Here is an 18407-nt window from a genome sequence, read left to right as displayed (position 1 = left end):
TCGCTCCCACAGTGGACCGTGTACAACCGCAGATTCATGGTTGAACGACGATCAAGTGTGGGAGCGAGCCTGCTCGCGATGGGCCTTCAGAGGCAATCAAGACCCCAGATCACTTCCCAGAACCAAGCCAAATCCCTTCCCCACTCAACCTTTCCCGATCATGGCCAACCCTGAAGTCCTGCTTCGGCCCCTTGGGCACGATCCCATTGGGATTGATGGTCTTGTGGCTGCCATAGTAATGGCCCTGGATATGGGTGAAATCCACGGTCTCGGCAATGCCCGGCCACTGATACAGCTCCCGCAGCCAGTTCGACAGGTTCGGATAATCGGCGATGCGCCGCAGGTTGCACTTGAAGTGGCCGAAATACACCGCGTCGAAACGGATTATCGTGGTGAACAGTCGGATATCAGCCTCCGTCAGATATTCACCGGCCAGGTAGCGTTGGGTCGCCAGCAAGGCTTCCAACCGGTCCAGTTCGGCGAATAAACCGTCGAATGCCTCTTCGTAGGCCGCTTGGGTGGTGGCGAACCCGGCGCGATACACGCCGTTGTTCACCGCCGGGTAGATGCGCTCGTTCAGCGCATCGATGTCACTGCGTAGCGGTTCGGGGTAAAGATCCAGGTTGTTGCCGGTCAGCCCATCGAAGGCGCTGTTGAACATGCGGATGATTTCCGCCGACTCATTGTTGACGATGCGCTGTTGGCGTTTGTCCCACAGCACCGGCACGGTGACGCGACCGGTGTAGTCCTCGGTATCGGTGGTGTAGCGCTGGTGCAGGAAGCTCAGGTTATCGAGTTTGTCGCCCGTGGAGCCGTGGGCCTTGTCGAAGGTCCAGCCGTTTTCCAGCATCAGGTAACTGACCACCGAGACGTCGATCAGGTCTTCCAGGCCCTTGAGCTTGCGAAAGATCAGCGTGCGATGGGCCCAGGGGCAGGCCAGGGACACGTACAAATGGTAGCGCCCGGCCTCGGCGGCAAACCCGGCTTCGCCGCTGGGGCCGGCGCTGCCGTCGGTGGTCACCCAGTGACGGCGTTGCGCCTGTTCGCGCTGGAACGTGCCGTCCTTGCTTTCATACCACTGATCCTGCCAGCGGCCCTCGACTAACAAACCCATCTCGATCTCCTCGGCCAATAAACATTGGAGGGCAGTCTATGCCGATGGGTTCGAACTAAAAGCGCAAAGGTTGGGCGTTGATGATCGACTAAATCGATCGATCCCGGGCATCCCAATATTGCCGGGCCCGTTCGAAAGCCTCTTCGCGCGCCAGGCCCAGGCCGCGCAAGGCCAGGGCCATGGTGGCGATCAAGGCGAGTTGCGGGTAGCTGTCTTCAACGTCGCCGCGCCAGACGGCCTTCAGGTGCTCGGGGTCGAGGCTTTCCGGCTTGACGTGGCGTTGTTCGGACAGTCGCGGCCATTCTTCATCCCAACTGGTGCCACCGGTGGTGCCGTACAAGTGACTGTCAGCGTCCGGGTTGATCTCGATCTCGCCGCCGTCGCCCTTGATCACGATGGCGGTATCACCCAGCAAACCGCTGGCATCGCGATGCACCGCCTGATAGCCCGGATGGAAGATGCTTTGCAGCCCGCAACGGGCGCCCAACGGGTTGAGAATCCGTGCCAGGGAGTGGATCGGCGAGCGCAAGCCCAAGGTGTTGCGCAGGTCGATCATCCGCTGCATTTGCGGCGCCCAGTCCACCAGTGGCATGAAGGCCAGGCCGCCGTTGTCCAGCGCGCTACCGACCTGCTGCCAATCCCGGCACAGCGGGATCTGCAGCAAGCCGAGCAATTGTTCGGTGTAGAGCCGACCTGCGGTGTGAGCACCGCCGCCGTGCATGAAAATCCGCACGCCGTTCTGCCCAAGGCACTTGGCCGCCAGCAGGTACCACGGCAAATGGCGCTTCTTGCCGGCATAGGTCGGCCAGTCGAGGTCCACCGTCAACGCCGGGACCACCAGGCGTTCGCGCAGGGCTTCGGTGAAGCCGGCCATTTCCTCAGCGCTTTCTTCCTTGTGCCGCAACAGCATCAGGAAGGCGCCAAGCTGGGTGTCCTCGACCTTTTCGTCGAGCACCATGCCCATGGACTCGCGGGCTTCTTCGCGGGTCAGGTTGCGGGCACCGCGCTTGCCTTTGCCAAGGATGCGTACGAACTGGGCGAACGGGTGTTCGGCCGGGGTCTCAAGGGACAGCGATGGAAAGTCGGTCATAAGCAATTCGTCGGTTTGGGCAGGCCCGCCAGCTTGGCGGCGAGTTTGGCGGGAGTGCCTTTGAACAATCGGTTCAGGTGCAGGCTGTTGCCTTTGTCCGCGCCCAGTTTCAGTGCCGTGTACTTGATCAGCGGCCGGGTCGCGGGGGAAAGCTGGAATTCGTCGTAGAAACCGCGCAGCAGTTCGAGGATCTCCCAGTGTTCGGGGCCGAGCTCAATGTCTTCGGCGGTTGCCAGGGCCGTGGCCACCTCGGCCGACCAGTCATCAAGGTCGGCCAGGTAGCCGTCCTTGTCCAGCGCGATGGTGCGCTCGCCCACCTTCAGCGTCTTCATAGCCAGGTGTTGACCTTGTCGTGCTCGATCGATAGCTCGACGAAACCTGAATAGTTGATGGCTTCGGCCCAGTCTGGTGTGTCCAGGGCACGGGCCTGGAGGTCTTCGGCGAGCACGAACAGGTTCACGCCAGCGGCTTGCAGCACTTCAAACGGTGGGCTGCCCGGTTGCAACGCATACGTCGCGTCGCCACACAGCAACAGCGCATCCTGATTGCCCAGTAGCCGCAGGCAACTGGCAAGGCGGTTATCGCCGAAGGGCGAATGAGACAACACATGCAAAGTCGACATCAGAGGGTGATCACCTGGTCGTAGCGGTCGATGAGCGCGGCGATGTCCGGCGCAGTCAGTACTTTTACCTCGCCCAGTGCCAGGGCATCGGTGGCGATGCCGCGTTCGGCGGCGCTGGCGGCGCAGAGGAACAGGTCTTCGACGCCGAACATCGGCAATGCCTGCAAGTTGGCGCTCAGATCCTTTTGCTGGACCGCCTTGGCGTTTTGGCCTGACGTGAGCTGGAACACGCCGTCATCGAGAAACAGCAGGCCGATGGGCAGGTCGAACGCACCACCGGCCAGGACGATGTCCAGCGCTTCACGGGCGCCGGGGCCGGACCATGGGGCCTGGCGGCTGATGAGCAATAACGACTTGGCCATTCACGCGCCTCCAAAGCAGATCAGACGGTCGGCGTCCTGGATCGCATCGTGCAACTGACCCAGCCCGGACAAGGCCCAGGGTGCTTCGACGCTGACCGCAGAACGCTGGTAGCGCTGGGCTTCCTCGTCGTTCAACACACCACGGCGCAACGCCGCCGCGATGCAGACCACGCCATCGAGCCGATTGTCGCTGACGAACGCGCGCCACTGCTGGGGCAGGTCCTGTTCGTCCTGGGGGGTGACGACGCTGCTGGCGGCGTTATAAACGCCGTCCTGATAGAAAAACAACCGCACGATTTCATGCCCACTTGCCAGCGCAGCCTGGGCAAACAACAGGGCTCGGCGCGAGGAGGGCGCATGGGCGGCGGAAAACAGCGCAATGGCGAACTTCATGACAGACCCGATCAGCAAAACTGCGGCCATGATAAAGCTTTATGGGCGCAGGGGCGATTGCCAAGGGTGTTCACCAGGGCATGGGGTGAACACTGTGTGGCGAGGGGATTTATCCCCGTCGGGCTGCGAAGCAGCCCCTGGGTTTGCCAACGCGGTGCATCAGACAGACTGCGGTGACTGGAAGAGGGGCTGCTTCGCAGCCCAGCGGGGATAAATCCCCTCGCCACAGGGATGTGTTCAGCCTTGGGTTTTGAGGCCATGCAGTTCGCAATACTCCGCCCACTCCATCCCCGCCATTTCCGCCACTTCCTTATGTACCTCCAGGCGCTGGGCCTGGTAGTCCTCGGGGGAGGCGGCGGTCAGTTGCAGGGTCAGTTCCCAGGCGAACAGGCCCAGGCGTTCGGCCTCGGCTTCGAAGGCTTCATGCAGCCGCTCAGCGCGGTACTGCGCAGCGGTCTCGCCCTTGGCCTGGGCCAGCAGCGGGTTGAGGTGGTCCAACTCGATGCGCAGTTCGGGACGCTCGTCGAGAAACTTTTCCAAGGCCTGTTCGTGTTGCTGTTCGGTTGCCGCCATGATCACTCCTTAGGGGATGAAGACTGCTTTTTGCTGGCCTTGGCCGCAGCCGCGAGACATTCGAGGGCGAACTGTTCGGTGTAGGTCATCTGGATCGGCGTGGTTTCGCCCTTGACGGTGCGTTCGCCGTCGAGAATGTAGCGAATCCGCTTGTCGGTGACGCCGATTCGCTTGGCGATCCAGGAAGGAGTCTGGCCGATCTGGCTGATGAGTTTGTCGGCGTATTCGGCGGTGGGTTTGTAGAACTCGGCGTTGGGGGTCATGGAGTGTTCCGCGATGGCTGGTGGCAATGGCGCGACAGGTTGCGCGAATCGCAGGCCGATGTCCCGTGTAAATTTCAGTAAAGCAGCACGAAGGCGGGGGCCGCAGTGCTACAGTCCGTTTTTTTCTTGATGAGTGAACGCAATGCGAATGTTGACGGTGGCCCTGGCCGCAACCTTGCTGGCCGGCTGCGCGGGTTCGGCGATGAACGAGGCCCGGACCCAGGCCCCATACAAGATCATGACCTCGGACAAACCCGAACAGGTCGTGGCCCAGTGCGTGCAGTTCTCCTGGCAGGACGAAACGGTGTTCGGTGTCGATGCTGGTGCCTACCTGCAACCGGGCAAGCAGGGGGGCTCGACGGTCTACACCCGCTCCGCCGAAGCGTTTGTCGATTTGCAAACCGGTGCTGACGGTACGACGTTGAACTATTACGCCAAGCATGACGACTTCGTGGCCAAGCGCCGGTTGGCGGCGTTGGCGACTTGTCTTTAAGCAGGCAGATCGAGGTGCCTGCCATCGCGAGCAGGCTCGCCTCCACAAGGTCGGGTTTCAGTCGGCGGGAGCCAGGCGCTTCTGGAGGAAGAAGTGCTGGTGGCCCGGCGGGTAGTCGTCGATCTGGCCGACTGTCGTAAAGCCGTGCGTGCGGTAGAACTCCGGCGCCTGGAAGTCGAAGGTCTCCAGCCAGATGCCCACGCAGTTTTTCTCCCGGGCCAACTCTTCGGCCATTTGCATCAGGGTCGAGCCCGTGCCCTGGCCCCGGGCCTGTTCCGGCACCACCAGCAACTCGATATACAGCCAGCGGAAAAACACTCGGCCGTAGAGCCCCCCGACAATTTCGTCGTGTTCGTCCCGCACCAGCCAAGCGACCAGCTCAGGCACCGTCCCGCCAGTCTTGGCCGTGTTATAGGCCCGTAGCGGAGCGAGAATGGCCTGACGTTCTTCGTCGGTGGGCGTGTCCGTGCGTTCGATTCGCAGCGTCATCGGTGATGTCCCTATTCAATAAAAAATCAACGCACGAGCCTATCTCAAAGGGGATGTCGCCGTAACCCAGCCGACGGCTGACAAGCGCATTCCACAAACCGGGCCATACTGCCTAATGCTTTTGAAGCGATCCCTATCCTTAAAACAAGAAGAGACCGACTCATGAAGTTCGAATCCTTAGCCCGGACCCTCATCGCTACGTCATTGACCCTCGGTTGTTTATCGACGTTTGCTGCCTCCCAGGCACCGGTGGCCGCCGAGAACGGCATGGTGGTCACCGCTCAGCACCTGGCGACCCATGTGGGTGTCGACGTGCTCAAGAATGGCGGCAATGCCGTGGATGCGGCGGTGGCGGTGGGATACGCCCTGGCGGTGGTGTATCCGGCGGCGGGTAACCTCGGCGGCGGTGGGTTCATGACGCTCCAATTGGCCGACGGCCGCAAGACCTTCCTGGATTTCCGCGAAAAAGCCCCCCTGGCCGCCACCGCCAACATGTACCTGGACAAGGACGGCAACGTCGTTCCTGACCTCAGCACCCGTGGGCACCTGGCCGTGGGCGTGCCCGGCACTGTCTCCGGCATGGAGCTGGCGTTGAAAAAGTATGGCAGCAAGCCTCGGGCGGAACTGATCGCCCCGGCCATCAAGTTCGCCGAGGAAGGCTTCACCCTGGAGCAGGGCGATGTCGATCTGCTGGAAACCGCCACCGATGTGTTCAAGAAGGACATGCGCGACTTCGGTGCGATTTTCCTGCATAACGGCGAACCGATGCAGGTCGGCCAGAAGCTGGTGCAGAAAGACCTCGCCAAGACCCTGCGGGAAATCTCCGCCAAGGGCGCCGATGGTTTCTATAAAGGTTGGGTGGCCGATGCCCTGGTCACGTCCAGCCAGGCCAACAAAGGCATCATCACCCAGGCCGACCTGGACAAGTACAAGACCCGCGAGCTGGCCCCGGTGGAATGCGACTATCGCGGCTACCACATCATCTCGGCGCCGCCGCCCAGTTCCGGCGGGGTGGTGCTGTGCCAGATCATGAACATCCTCGATGGTTATCCGATGAAGGACCTGGGCTTCCATTCGGCCCAGGGCATGCACTATCAGATCGAAGCCATGCGTCACGCCTACGTGGACCGCAACAGCTACCTGGGTGACCCGGACTTCGTGAAGAACCCCATCGATCATCTACTGGATAAAAACTACGCCGCCAAGCTGCGGGCGGCGATCGAGCCACAAAAGGCCGGCGACTCCCAGAAGATCAAGCCCGGCGTGGCGCCCCATGAGGGCAGCAACACCACCCATTACTCCATCGTCGACAAGTGGGGCAACGCCGTTTCGGTCACCTACACCCTTAACGATTGGTTCGGTGCCGGCGTCATGGCGAGCAAGACCGGGGTGATTCTCAATGATGAGATGGACGACTTCACCGCGAAGGTCGGCGTGCCCAACATGTATGGCCTGGTGCAGGGCGAGGCCAACGCCATCGCGCCGGGCAAGGCGCCGCTGTCATCCATGAGCCCGACCATTGTCACCAAGGACGGCAAGACGGTCATGGTGGTGGGCACCCCGGGCGGTAGCCGGATCATTACCGCGACGTTGCTGACCATCCTCAACGTGATCGACTACGGCATGAACCTCCAGGAGGCTGTCGATGCGCCGCGTTTTCACCAGCAATGGATGCCGGAGCAAACCAACCTCGAAACCTTCGCCGCCAGCCCCGATACCCAGAAACTGCTGGAAAGCTGGGGGCACAAGTTTGCCGGCCCGCAGGACCCCAACCACATTGCCGCGATTCTGGTCGGCGCGCCGTCATTGGGTGGTAAGCCAGTCGGCAAGAACCGTTTCTATGGCGCCAACGACCCCCGTCGCAACACCGGCTTATCGCTGGGCTATTGATAGCGGTTGGGATCGAGCAGCGTTTTCAAGAGGAAAGCCATGAACACCGCATTGCTGATCATCGACGTCCAGAACGCACTGTGCCGCGGCGAAGAGGAATGCTTCGACATCCAGCGCGTCATCCGGACCATCAACGACCTCGCCGCCAAGACCAGGGCCCTCGGCTTGACGGTGATCCTGGTCCAGCACGAAGAGTTGGAAGGCTCGTTGACATATGGCTCTGCCGCCTGGCAACTGGCCGACGACCTGTTGACCGCGGCCGATGACCTGCGGGTGCGCAAGACCACGCCGGACGCCTTCTACCAGACCGATCTACTGTCGCTGCTGCAAGCCCGCAGCATTGATCGCCTGGTGATCTGCGGGCTGCAAACCGACTATTGCATCAACGCCACCGTGCGCCAGGCCCATGCCTTGGGGTTCGACGTGGTCCTGGCCGCCGACGCCCACTCCACGGTGGCCAACGGCAGCATGTCCGCCGAGCAGATAATCGCCAACCACAACAACCGGCTGGGGCGGCTGAGCAGTGCGGTGTCGCGGATCGACGTGGTGCCGGCTGCTGAAGTCCGCCTCTGATCCGAAAGACAAGGTTGTCTGACCCCTGTGGCGAGGGGATTTATCCCCGTTGTGTGGGAGCAAAGCTTGCTCGCGATGCATGCGCTTCGGTTCCCAGGGAGACCGCGTTATCTTCATCGCGAGCAAGCTTTGCTCCCACAGGTGGGGATCCCCTTCGCCACAGATTCGCTGTTTGCAAGTTTGGGCGATTCTGGCTCCTCAAGGCGCGCCTAACACCATCGTCCAGTACACCCCCGCATCGCTGCGCGAGTCGCTGGCGGAAGCTGCGCCCATCTGGGTGAACATCGGGTTCATCAGGTTGGCGCAGTGCCCCGGGCTGGCGAGCCAGTCGTGCAGGGCCTGGCTCGGTGAGCGTTGGCCGGCGGCGATGTTCTCGCCCAATTTACGTCCGCGAAAGCCGGCGCTCTTGGCCCGATCGGAGGTGGAGCGACCGTCCGGATCGCGGTGGGCAAAAAAATTCTCGCGGGCCATCGACCGGCTGTGGCCTTGGGCGGCGGCTCCCAGCGCGGCGTTCCAGCTCAGCGGCCGAGCCGCCGCGAAGCGCTGGCTCCCGCACATCCGCGGCCTGGCCCTGGCGGCGTTGACTTGAGCCAGCAGTGTCTTGTCCGCCGAACCTGCATCGTCCATCCGCGTACCGCCCATGGGCTGCGCCAGCACCACGCGCCATTCATCACCGACCCGATTGACGCCGATGTCAGCGTACTGGTTGTCCAGCAGCGCTGCGCAATGTTCGTCTGCCAGCATGTCAAAGGCTTCTTCGGCGTCCCGTGCATCGGTCAGGCGGATGCTACGCACGGACCGGGCTTGATAGCCGGCGTCTTTCAAGGTTTCCCGCAGGCCTCCACGAAAACCGATCGGCAAGCCCAGGCTCGATCGCAGCACCAGCGGCTGGGTGGCACGTACCGTGCGCCATTCACAACGGCGCGACTGGCCACGGAAGTCGTTGATGGCGTCCACCAGTTGCCTTTCGCCGCGGGCATGGGCGGGACTGGTGAGTAAAGGAAACAGGGTCAACAAGCACAGCGAAACGAAACGGCAAGAGCGAACAGGATGGCGCATGGGACGAACGGCTCAAGAGGGGGAGTTGCCATAGCGCCAGGCTTGGCGCCGATCAGCTGGAAAACGCGTCGCAGCAGGTTGGCGAGGTTTTCACGGCTGGGGTAGGACTGTGGGTTTGGGAACAAGTTTCAGGAGGCCGGAGACTCTCTGCGAGGTGGCACAACACCCTTGCGGCGAGGGGATAAATCCCTTGCCACAAAGGCATTCGGTCAGTTCAATTCGTCGCTTCAGCCACAGCCACCTTGTCCCGCTCAACCTTGCGATAGGTCAGCAACACGATGCCGGTCACCACAATCGCGCCACCCATCACCTGGCCCGGATTGAGCATCTGGTCCAGCACCAGCCAGCCGATCAGCAACGTTGCCAGCGGTTCGATGTTCATCACCGGGGCGTTGCGCGGCATGTCCAGGCGCGGCACGGATATGAACAGCACAATGAATCCGGTGCCGTAGAGCACCACCAGGGTCGCCAGGGCGAACCAGCCGGTACTGCTGGCCGGCAGGTCGAAACCGCCGGGGAGGGCGCCGGTCAGGCCGGCGAGGTTGACGCTGCTGAAGACGATGAAAATCGTCAGCAGGCTGCGTACCGAGCCACGCACCTGGGATAGCTTGTGATCGGTGATCCATAGCGCGCAGGCAAACACGCAGGCGGCGCAGAAGGCCAGGCCCACCCCAAGTAGCCATTGCGGGCCGACGTCCTGCCCGGACGATAACCGTGCCGGCACTTCCAGCACGAACACCAGGCCCACCAGGATCATGCCCATCAACGCGGCGGTGCGCGCCGTCGGGCGGGGCCCTCCCAGCGCCCAGGTCAGCAGGGCCAGCAGGATCGGAAACACGTTGCCGACCAACAATGCCAACGCCACGGGCACCCGTGCCACGGCGGAGTACAGGCACAGGCTCTGGGCGCCGATCAACAGCCCCAGGGTCAATTGCCAGCGCCACGCACCGGACGGCAGGCGCAGGCTCTGTCGCTGCCAGAGCACCAGCGCCGCCAACACCAGCAGTGTTCCGCCCGAGCGCAACAGGATTGCCAGCAGCACGCCGGCCCCGTCATCAAACGCGGCGCGCGCGGCGACATGGTTGCCGGCGAAGGCACAGCCCATGCACAGCAGGACGAGTACCGCGAGGTGGCGGGGTAATGGCGTGGGGAGGTCAGGTGCGGCGATGGGGCGATTCATGGCAGGTGTCTCGAAGGCGGCCGCCAGGGCAACAGGCCCCGGATCAGCTATTTTTAGTTATAGGTTGTCGTACAACATCAGGGTTTTTACCTCATAGGGTGGCAAGAGACAAGGTTCGTAGCCTGTTCAACGGCTACAACGGCGTGGCGACCTTGCAAGACCGCGCACATTGTCTGGCGCTTTGCTGTACAACGAACCTGGCCGCTGTGTGGTTTACAGCATTACCCTTCTTGCGGAACCACTCATGCGCCTGGCTGATTTCATTCTCGACAATATCGAGCCGATTCTTCAGGCGTGGGAAGACTTCGCCAAAACCATCACCCCCGCGTCCATTGGCATGGATTCCGTGGCCCTGCGCGACCATGCCGAGCAGATGTTGCGTACCATCGCCGCCGACTTGCGCACCTCGCAAACGCGCAAGGAACAGATTGCCAAGTCCCACGGGGAGGCGCCGGTGGCTGATGCCGAAACCGCCGCCGAAACCCATGCGGTTATCCGCCAGTCCTCGGGTTTCACCGTGGAGCAAATGGTTTCCGAATACCGGGCCCTGCGCACCAGCGTGCTCATGCTCTGGATGCCGCACACCCAGCTGGATCACAAACAGGTCATGGATGATCTGATTCGCTTCAACGAGGCCGTGGATCAGGCCTTGGCCGAGTCCGTCGTCAGTTACTCGGGGGCGGTGGATGCGTCGCGCAATATCTTTCTCGGCATTCTCGGGCATGACTTGCGCAGCCCCTTGGGCGCGATCCTGCTGAGCTCCGAAGTGCTACTGCGGGCCGGGGACCTGCCCGCCAAAGCTACCAAGATCACGTCGCGCATCTACACCAGCGTCAAGCGAGCCAACAAAATCGTCGGTGATCTGCTGGATTTCACCCGTACGCAACTGGGCTCGGGCATTCCGGTGCAACGCTTCAACGGCGATCTGGTGGCGGCCTGCGAAGGCATGGTGGAGGAGGCGCGGGCCTATCACCCGGAAAACAGAATCCTTTTTGAAACCAGCGGTCCCCTGGAAGGGCTGTTTGACCAGGCACGCATGGAACAGGTGTTCTCCAACCTGATCGGCAATGCCGTCCAACATGGCGCCGAGGGCACGCCGATTACCGTTTCGTTGAGCGCTGAAGAGGATATGGCAGTGATTGCGATCAACAACCAGGGCAAGCCTATCGAGAAAGGTGCCATTGCCAGTATTTTCAACCCGATGATCCGGCATCTGCGCAGCGGTGAGATGCAGTACGGTTCCACGGCCGGGCTCGGACTGGGCCTGCACATCGCCTCGGCGATCGTATCGGCCCATAAGGGCACCATTGAGGTCCATTCGAAGGCGCGAGTCGGCACGACCTTTACCGTTCGCATACCGCTGCATCCGGACTGACAGATTGTTCGGATGAACGGGTGCGTATGCTTGTACGATGTCTTATCACGTAGTAAAACTGTCGTCCCGTCCAATAATAATTAACGGAGACGCACGATGGATGCTTCGCAATCTGCAATTGCAACCGATCAGGGCCGCCGGGTATTCCTGAAAAGATCCCTGGTGGTCTCGGCGGCCGCCGCGACCCTCGGTAACTTGCCGGGGCTGGCTCAGGCCGAGCCTCTGAGCCAGCGTTACCCGGACCCGCTGATCAATATCCTTGACCCCAGCTTCATGGACTTGCGCATTTTCAACGCCAGTGTGGAAAAACTCGCCACCGGCCTGCGTTGGGCGGAAGGGCCGGTGTGGGTGGGCGATGGTCGTTACCTGCTGGTCAGCGACATTCCCAACAACCGCATCGTGCGCTGGGACGAAGTCACCGGTGGCCTGTCGGTGTACCGCGAGAACTCCAATTTCTCCAACGGCATGTGCCGCGATCGCCAGGGACGTTTGTTGGTGTGCGAGGGCTCCACCACCTCTAGCGAAGGTCGGCGCATCACCCGTACCGAGCACAACGGCACCATTACCGTGTTGGCAGACAGTTTCGAGGGCAAGCCGCTCAATTCGCCCAATGACATCGTGTGCAAGCGCGATGGCTCGGTCTGGTTCACCGACCCACCGTTCCAGACCGGCAACAATTACGAAGGACACAAAGTCACGCCTGCCCAGCCCCACGCGGTGTACCGCATCGACGGTGAAACCGGCAAGGTCAGCCGGGTGATCGACGACTTGGCGGGGCCGAACGGATTGTGTTTCTCCCCGGACGAGAAAATCCTCTATGTGGTCGAAGGCCGGGCCAAACCCAATCGCTTGATCTGGGCGATCACCGTCAAGGACGACGGCACGCTGGGGGAGCGGCGCAAGCACATCGAAGGCCTGGATTACGCGGCTATCGATGGCATCAAATGCGATGAGAGCGGCAATCTCTGGTGTGGCTGGGGTGGCAACGGCGATCCCAAGGCCGACCTGGAAAAACTCGATGGCGTGCGGGTATTCAACCCCGAGGGCAAGGCCATCGGGCACATTTCCCTGCCGGAGCGCTGCCCCAATGTCTGCTTTGGCGGGCGGGAAGGCAATCGGCTGTTCATGGCCGGCAGCCACTCGCTGTATTCGCTGTTCGTGAATACCCGGGGGGCGACGTTTGCCTGATGTAGCAACGGATCTTCAGGTTGTCGACCATTGTGGCGAGGGGATTTATCCCCGTTGGGCTGCGAAGCAGCCCTAAGCTCAGTCAACCTTATGAGCCTGACACACCAAGATGTCAGGTTTTAGGGCCGCTTCGCGGCCCAACGGGGATAAATCCCCTCGCCACAGGTTCCTTGTTAGGCCAGGGATGCCGTACTGCCACGCACCGTCAACTCAAACGGCAACACCACATGCCGTTCGGCAAGCGGCTTCTTCTCGATCAGCGCGATCAGCATCTCTACCGCTTTTTGGCCAAAGATTTCGGCAGGTTGCGAAATGGTGGTCAGTGGCGGGTCGCAATAGGCAGCGAACGGGATGTCGTCAAAACCCACCAGTGAAATATCTTCGGGCACCCGCAGGCCCATTTGCTTGATGCGCCTGAGCGCGCCGATGGCCATCTCGTCGTTCTCACAAAACAGCGCACTGGGGCGGTCGGCCAGTTCCAGCATCGCGCCGGCGCCATCGTCACCGGCCTTCAAGGTGAAGTCGCCATGGCAGATCAGGTTGGGGTCGATGGCAATACCGGCCTGGCGCAGGGCGTCCTGATAGCCGGATACGCGGTCCAGGGTCAGGGGACTGCTGCGTGGCCCCTTGATGATGCCGATGCGCCGATGGCCGAGGCCGATCAGATGCTCGGTCATGGCCTGGGCGGCGGCCCGGTTGTCGAGGCTGATGGTGGGGTAGGGGGCGCCTTTGACTACTTCGCAGGCGTTGACCAGCGGCAGGGATTCAGCGCCAGGGGGCAGCGATTCAAAAGGGTTGCTGGCGCGCAACTGAATCACTCCGTCGGCCTGGTGGGAGTAGACCAGCGCAGCGAACTCCCGTTCGATGGCTTCCCGGCCCTGGGTGTCGCACAGCAGCAACCGATAGCCCGCCGCCTGCGCGGCCTGCTGCGCGCCGCTGATGACCCGGGCGAAAAACGTGTTGGCGATGGTCGGCACCAGGATCACCAGGTTGCCGGTGCGGCGGGAACGGAACTGCACCGCCATCAGGTTCGGCCGATAGCCGGCCTGTTCCACCGCGGCGTTGACCTTGTCCCGCGTTTCGGGGAGCACCCGCTCGGGTGATTTCAGCGTTCTGGACACCGTGGCCACTGATACACCGGCCAGCCGGGCCACTTCACGAATGTTGGACAAAATCACCTCAAGGGGCAGGGGCTACGGTTGGGGAGCTTACCGCAGGTTGAGCGCCTCACAAATGTTCAGGTGCGGACAGATCGGGTTTGACACACCAGGAAACTGAGCCTAGATTTTCGCCATGATGTAACCGGTTACATCATCATGCTGACAAGAAGAGAATCGCGATGAATCCTGCAGTACGAAAAATAAGAATGGGCTTCGTCGGCGGTGGCGAGGGCGCTTTCATCGGTCAGGCCCATCGTCAGGCGGCGGGGCTGGACGGCGGTTTTGAACTGGTGTGCGGCGCGTTCAGCCGCGACCCTCACAACACTCGGCAGACCGGCGCGGCCCTGGGCCTGGCCGCGTCCCGTTGTTATCACGATTGGCAGCATATGCTCGACACCGAAGCGCTCCTGCCGCTGGATCAGCGCATGGAACTGCTGGTGATCGTCACACCCAATCATCTCCATGCACCCATTGCCAGCCAGGCATTGGAAGCGGGTTTCCATGTGTTCAGCGAGAAACCCGCCGCCCTGGACCTCAAAGAGTTGCTGGCCCTCAGGGAGGTGCTGCAAGGCAGCCGTTGCCTCTACGGCCTGGCCCACACCTACCTGGGCTATCCCATGGTTTGGCAGGCGCGGGAGATGGTGCGTTCGGGCGTGATCGGCCAGGTGCGCAAGGTGCTGGTCGAGTATCCCCAAGGCTGGCTCAGCCAGGATGTCGCCGCCCAGGGCAACAAACAGGCCGAGTGGCGCGACGACCCCTTGCAGTCCGGTTTGGGCGGTTGCATCGGTGACATTGGTACCCATGCGTTTTCCCTGGCCGAGTTCGTCGCGGACCAGCCTATCCAACAGCTATGCGCCGCGTTAGGCACGCATATACCGGGCCGGCAGTTGGATGACGACGTGGCGATGCTGTTCAAGATGGCGGACGGCGCCAGCGGCGTATTGCTCGCAAGCCAGGTCTGCACCGGTGAAGAGAACCCGCTGAAAATTCGCATCTACGGTGACAAGGGTGCCTTGGAATGGCGCCAGGAAGAACCGGCGAGCCTGATCCATCGCGCCTTTGACCAACCCCTGCGCATCCTGCGTAGCGGTGTCGGCCAGCCGTGGCTGTGCGAGGCGGCCCAGCGTCGCATGCGCCTGCCGGCCGGACATCCCGAGGGCTATCTGGAGGCCATGGCCAACCTCTACGGCGATTTCGCCCAAGCCATTCGCAACCATGTCGAAGGCCCCGACATCCCCGGCGTGCCCGGCATCGAGACCGGCCTGCGTGGCATGGCGTTCATCGAGGCCGCCATCCTCAACCACCGTGGCGACGCCAAGTGGACCACCGTACAAACCGGAGCTTCCCTGTTGTGAAAACCCTCGACAAGACCCCGAGTGGCCTGCGTGGCCCAGGTATTTTCCTGGCGCAATTCATGGCCGCCGAAGCCCCGTTCGACACCCTGGCCAACATCGCCCAGTGGGCGGCGTCGCAAGGCTACAAGGCCATTCAATTGCCGACGTCGGGCACGCAATACATCGACTTGGCCCGGGCCGCCGAGAGCCAGGATTATTGCGATCAGCTCAAGGCGACCTGTGCCCAGGCTGGCGTAGAGATCAGCGAGTTATCGACGCACCTGCAAGGCCAATTGGTGGCGGTGCACCCGGCGTTCGACACGCTGTTCGACGACTTCGCCCCAGCACATCTGCGCGGCCAGCCCCAGGCCCGGACCGAATGGGCGATCGAGCAACTCAAGCTGGCCGCCCGCGCCAGCCAGCGCCTGGGCCTCAAGGCCCACGCGACGTTTTCCGGTGCGTTCCTGTGGCCGTATCTCTACCCCTGGCCGCAGCGCCCGGCGGGCCTGGTGGAACAAGGTTTCGCCGAACTGGCCCGGCGCTGGCTGCCGATTCTCGACTGTTTCGACGCGGCCGGCGTGGACCTGTGCTACGAAATCCACCCCGGCGAAGACTTGCACGACGGGGCCTCGTTCGAGCGCTTCCTCGACGCGGTCGATCATCATCCACGGGCAGCGATTCTCTACGACCCGAGCCATCTGCTGCTGCAACAGATGGACTACCTGGGCTTCATCGACCGTTACCACGAACGCATCCGCATGTTCCACGTCAAGGACGCCGAATTTCGCCCCGATGCCCGTGCCGGGGTGTACGGCGGTTACCAGGGCTGGGTCGATCGCCCCGGGCGGTTCCGCTCGTTGGGCGATGGCCAGATCGATTTCAAATCGATCTTCAGCAAGCTGACTCAATACGATTTCAGCGGTTGGGCGGTCCTGGAATGGGAGTGTTGCCTGAAGGATTCGCAGCAGGGCGCCGCAGAAGGGGCGGCGTTCATCCAGCGGCACATGATCAGCAAGACTGGCAAGGCGTTCGACGATTTCGCCAGCGTCACCGCGGATGAGGACTCCAACCGGCGGCTGTTGGGTTTGTTGAGGTAACCGGGCCAACCCCAAACCCTGTAGCGAGGAAACTCATTGTGGGAGCAAGGCTTGCCCGCGATGAACGAATACGCGGTTCAACTGTGAGACGGTGGCGCGGCTATCGCGGGCAAGCCTTGCTCCCACAATGGGGAGTAAATCCCTTTGTAACAAAAGCGGTGCGCTTTTTCATTTTTCACAAGAACAACAATAAAACGGTGATGGTCATGACCACGATGAACGCACGCTTGAGCGTGATGATGTTCCTGCAATTCTTTATCTGGGGTGGCTGGTTCGTCACCCTCGGCACCTTCCTCTCCAGCACCCTGGGCGCCAGCGGCGGGCAGATCGGCATGGCGTTTTCCACTCAGTCGTGGGGAGCGATTGTCGCGCCGTTCGTGATCGGCCTGATCGCCGATCGCTACTTCAACGCCGAACGGATCCTGGCGGTGTTGCACCTGCTTGGCGCGGTGTTGCTGTATCAGCTGTATTCGGCGGCGGATTTCAGCGTGTTCTACCCGTACGTGCTGGTGTACATGGTGATCTACATGCCGACGCTGGCCCTGGTCAATTCCGTGGCATTCCGGCAGATGCGCGACCCGGCGCTGGAGTTCTCCCGCATCCGGGTGTGGGGCACCATTGGCTGGATCGTCGCGGGTGTGGTGATCAGCTTCGTGTTCGCCTGGGATTCGCGCGAAGCGATCTCGGCAGGCGGCCTGCGCAATACCTTCCTGATGGCGGCCATCGCGTCCCTGGTCCTGGGGCTCTACAGCTTCACGCTGCCGGCCACGGCTCCGCTCAAGGAACAGGCGAGCACGGGGGGCATCAAGCAATTGTTGGGGCTGGACGCGTTGGGGCTGTTGAAGGATCGCAGCTACCTGGTGTTCTTCATCGCCTCGATCCTGATCTGCATTCCCTTGGCGTTCTATTACCAGAACGCCAACCCATTCCTGGCCGAAACCGGCATGACCAACCCGACGGCGAAGATGGCCATCGGGCAGGTATCGGAAGTGTTGTTCATGCTGCTGTTGCCGCTGTTCATCCAGCGCTTCGGCATCAAGCTGGCGCTGTTGGTGGGTATGTTGGCGTGGGCGTTGCGCTACGTGTTGTTCGCCTACGGCAATAACGGCGACCTGGCGTTCATGCTGTTCACCGGCATTGCCCTGCACGGTATCTGCTACGACTTCTTTTTTGTCTCGGGGCAGATCTACACCGATGCCAAGGCGCCGGAGCGTTTTCGCAGCTCGGCCCAGGGCCTGATTACCCTGGCGACCTATGGTGTGGGGATGTTGATTGGCTTTTGGGTGGCGGGGCAGGTGACCGATCGCTTTGTCGTGGCTGGCGGGCATGACTGGCAGAGCATCTGGCTGTTCCCGGCCGGGTTCGCGTTGCTGGTGCTCGTCTGTTTCCTGTTTACCTTCCGCGGCCAGCAGGCGCTCGCTACGCCGTCAAAGGCCTGAGACAGGGCTGGGCGTCAGTCATTTGTGGCTGACGTCCAGTCTGGTGTAGGTCACTTTCCCGCCTTCGTTGGAATAACCTTTGTTATCCAGCGTGTAGACGCCGGCCTTGAAATAGAAATCGTAGCCGTACCAGGACGAGTCCAGCTTCACCTGTTTGCCAACGTTGTTGATCAGCACCGAGAGCTTGCCTTGCTTGTCCATTTGCAGCGAGTAGGAGAAGGCTTTGTTCAGCGGTACGTTTGGCACGGTGTAGATCGCCGGGCTCTTCTTGTCCTTGGGTTTGACCCGGTACTCCACGTCGATATTGCCGGTGCCCTTGGCGTAGCGGTACACCAGCTTCAACAACGGCGTGGGGGCGTCTTTGGCGTGGATCTGCGCCACGACCACGCGGCCTTCGGAAGGCACCTGGTTTACGGCCAGGGTGCCCTTGAGGGTATTGATGCCGCTGTTGTAGCGCCAATTGCGCAGTTTTCCGTCTTTGCTGGTTTCCCGCAGTTCGGAGCGCGGGTATTCGCTTTTGCCGGTATGGGAGCCCGTGACCGGCGCCCAGAAGACGATCCGCTGGCCGTTATTGTCGAAATACTTGTTTTTCAGGGCCGGCATGGCTTTGGTCGCCACGACCTGCGCGGGTGTTTGCACGGGCAGGGTGATGTTCCAGACAGTCAGGTCAATCATGATCAAATGCTCCAACAGAACCGGCCATTACTCATCAG

At 61.7% G+C, this 18407-nt stretch carries 21 protein-coding genes; 8 read left to right on the top strand and 13 right to left on the bottom strand.

From position 1 onward, the window contains the following. Positions 1-109: 109 nt before the first annotated feature. From DTP52_RS23770 to DTP52_RS23735, 8 genes are all read right to left on the bottom strand, one after another. The gene (locus DTP52_RS23770; protein WP_109755539.1) at positions 110-1114 is read right to left on the bottom strand and encodes a glutathione S-transferase family protein; all 1005 of its coding nucleotides are present in this window, start codon (positions 1112-1114) and stop codon (positions 110-112) included. Positions 1115-1202: 88 nt separating this feature from the next. Then, positions 1203-2204 carry a glycosyl transferase family protein gene (locus DTP52_RS23765; protein WP_109755538.1) on the bottom strand — a complete coding sequence of 334 codons (1002 nt, stop codon included), beginning with the start codon at positions 2202-2204 and terminating at the stop codon, positions 1203-1205. Next, positions 2201-2536: a TusE/DsrC/DsvC family sulfur relay protein gene (locus DTP52_RS23760; protein ID WP_109755537.1), complete on the bottom strand. Its 336-nt coding sequence runs from the start codon at positions 2534-2536 to the stop codon at positions 2201-2203. Before DTP52_RS23760 ends, DTP52_RS23765 begins: the two co-directional genes overlap by 4 nt. Then, positions 2533-2826 carry a sulfurtransferase complex subunit TusB gene (gene tusB / locus DTP52_RS23755; RefSeq protein ID WP_109755536.1) on the bottom strand — a complete coding sequence of 98 codons (294 nt, stop codon included), beginning with the start codon at positions 2824-2826 and terminating at the stop codon, positions 2533-2535. The genes DTP52_RS23760 and tusB overlap by 4 nt, the downstream gene beginning before the upstream one ends. After that, entirely contained in the window at positions 2826-3188 is a 363-nt protein-coding gene (gene tusC, locus DTP52_RS23750; protein ID WP_109755535.1) for a sulfurtransferase complex subunit TusC, read from the bottom strand. The genes tusB and tusC overlap by 1 nt, the downstream gene beginning before the upstream one ends. Further along, the gene (tusD, locus tag DTP52_RS23745; protein ID WP_109755639.1) at positions 3189-3581 is read right to left on the bottom strand and encodes a sulfurtransferase complex subunit TusD; all 393 of its coding nucleotides are present in this window, start codon (positions 3579-3581) and stop codon (positions 3189-3191) included. 237 nt (positions 3582-3818) lie between these two features. Continuing rightward, the gene (locus DTP52_RS23740; RefSeq protein ID WP_109755534.1) at positions 3819-4154 is read right to left on the bottom strand and encodes a DUF6388 family protein; all 336 of its coding nucleotides are present in this window, start codon (positions 4152-4154) and stop codon (positions 3819-3821) included. 2 nt (positions 4155-4156) lie between these two features. Further along, positions 4157-4417 (bottom strand): hypothetical protein, encoded by a 261-nt coding sequence (locus tag DTP52_RS23735; RefSeq protein ID WP_109755533.1) that lies wholly within the window; start codon positions 4415-4417, stop codon positions 4157-4159. 142 nt (positions 4418-4559) lie between these two features. On the opposite strand from DTP52_RS23735, the gene DTP52_RS23730 reads away from it, so the two are divergent. Next, positions 4560-4910, top strand: a complete 351-nt coding sequence (locus DTP52_RS23730; protein ID WP_109755532.1) for a hypothetical protein — start codon at positions 4560-4562, stop codon at positions 4908-4910. Between the two features lie 57 nt (positions 4911-4967). On the opposite strand, the gene DTP52_RS23725 is transcribed toward DTP52_RS23730, so the two are convergent. Next, positions 4968-5399, bottom strand: coding sequence for an N-acetyltransferase (locus tag DTP52_RS23725; protein ID WP_109755531.1), 432 nt, complete (start codon positions 5397-5399; stop codon positions 4968-4970). Between the two features lie 162 nt (positions 5400-5561). Between DTP52_RS23725 and ggt the strand changes: the two genes are divergently transcribed. Both ggt and DTP52_RS23715 read left to right on the top strand, forming a co-directional pair. Beyond that, complete coding sequence (gene ggt / locus DTP52_RS23720) at positions 5562-7289, top strand: gamma-glutamyltransferase (protein WP_109755530.1); 1728 nt, start codon at positions 5562-5564, stop codon at positions 7287-7289. Positions 7290-7328: 39 nt separating this feature from the next. Further along, positions 7329-7862: a cysteine hydrolase family protein gene (locus DTP52_RS23715; protein ID WP_109755529.1), complete on the top strand. Its 534-nt coding sequence runs from the start codon at positions 7329-7331 to the stop codon at positions 7860-7862. A 198-nt stretch (positions 7863-8060) separates the two neighbouring features. Here DTP52_RS23715 and DTP52_RS23710 read toward each other — a convergent pair whose 3' ends face one another. Both DTP52_RS23710 and DTP52_RS23705 read right to left on the bottom strand, forming a co-directional pair. Further along, positions 8061-8921: a CAP domain-containing protein gene (locus DTP52_RS23710; protein ID WP_109755528.1), complete on the bottom strand. Its 861-nt coding sequence runs from the start codon at positions 8919-8921 to the stop codon at positions 8061-8063. A gap of 214 nt (positions 8922-9135) precedes the next feature. After that, positions 9136-10101, bottom strand: a complete 966-nt coding sequence (locus DTP52_RS23705; RefSeq protein ID WP_109755527.1) for a DMT family transporter — start codon at positions 10099-10101, stop codon at positions 9136-9138. Positions 10102-10345: 244 nt separating this feature from the next. Here DTP52_RS23705 and DTP52_RS23700 point away from each other — a divergent pair, with 244 nt between their 5' ends. Together DTP52_RS23700 and DTP52_RS23695 are read left to right on the top strand one after the other, a co-directional pair. Beyond that, positions 10346-11476: a sensor histidine kinase gene (locus DTP52_RS23700; RefSeq protein WP_109755526.1), complete on the top strand. Its 1131-nt coding sequence runs from the start codon at positions 10346-10348 to the stop codon at positions 11474-11476. Between the two features lie 96 nt (positions 11477-11572). Beyond that, positions 11573-12664: an SMP-30/gluconolactonase/LRE family protein gene (locus DTP52_RS23695; protein ID WP_109755525.1), complete on the top strand. Its 1092-nt coding sequence runs from the start codon at positions 11573-11575 to the stop codon at positions 12662-12664. Between the two features lie 173 nt (positions 12665-12837). Here the strand turns inward: DTP52_RS23695 and DTP52_RS23690 are convergent, their stop codons facing one another. Continuing rightward, the gene (locus tag DTP52_RS23690; RefSeq protein ID WP_109755524.1) at positions 12838-13836 is read right to left on the bottom strand and encodes a LacI family DNA-binding transcriptional regulator; all 999 of its coding nucleotides are present in this window, start codon (positions 13834-13836) and stop codon (positions 12838-12840) included. A gap of 167 nt (positions 13837-14003) precedes the next feature. Here DTP52_RS23690 and DTP52_RS23685 point away from each other — a divergent pair, with 167 nt between their 5' ends. From DTP52_RS23685 to DTP52_RS23675, 3 genes are all read left to right on the top strand, one after another. After that, entirely contained in the window at positions 14004-15179 is a 1176-nt protein-coding gene (locus DTP52_RS23685; RefSeq protein WP_109755523.1) for a Gfo/Idh/MocA family protein, read from the top strand. Continuing rightward, a complete protein-coding gene (locus DTP52_RS23680) occupies positions 15176-16255 on the top strand; it encodes a sugar phosphate isomerase/epimerase (protein WP_109755522.1) in 1080 nt (359 codons plus the stop codon). Before DTP52_RS23685 ends, DTP52_RS23680 begins: the two co-directional genes overlap by 4 nt. Positions 16256-16461: 206 nt before the next feature. After that, on the top strand, positions 16462-17694 hold the full coding sequence (locus tag DTP52_RS23675) for a nucleoside permease (protein WP_109755638.1): 1233 nt from the start codon (positions 16462-16464) through the stop codon (positions 17692-17694). Between the two features lie 18 nt (positions 17695-17712). On the opposite strand, the gene DTP52_RS23670 is transcribed toward DTP52_RS23675, so the two are convergent. Next, on the bottom strand, positions 17713-18369 hold the full coding sequence (locus DTP52_RS23670) for a polysaccharide lyase family 7 protein (protein ID WP_109755521.1): 657 nt from the start codon (positions 18367-18369) through the stop codon (positions 17713-17715). Positions 18370-18407: the final 38 nt, after the last annotated feature.

The organism is Pseudomonas sp. 43mfcvi1.1 (assembly GCF_900115935.1).
GTDB lineage: Bacteria > Pseudomonadota > Gammaproteobacteria > Pseudomonadales > Pseudomonadaceae > Aquipseudomonas > Aquipseudomonas bijieensis.
The sequence above is the reverse complement of the archived record's forward strand: the minus strand, read 5'-3'. Positions and strand labels throughout refer to the sequence as shown.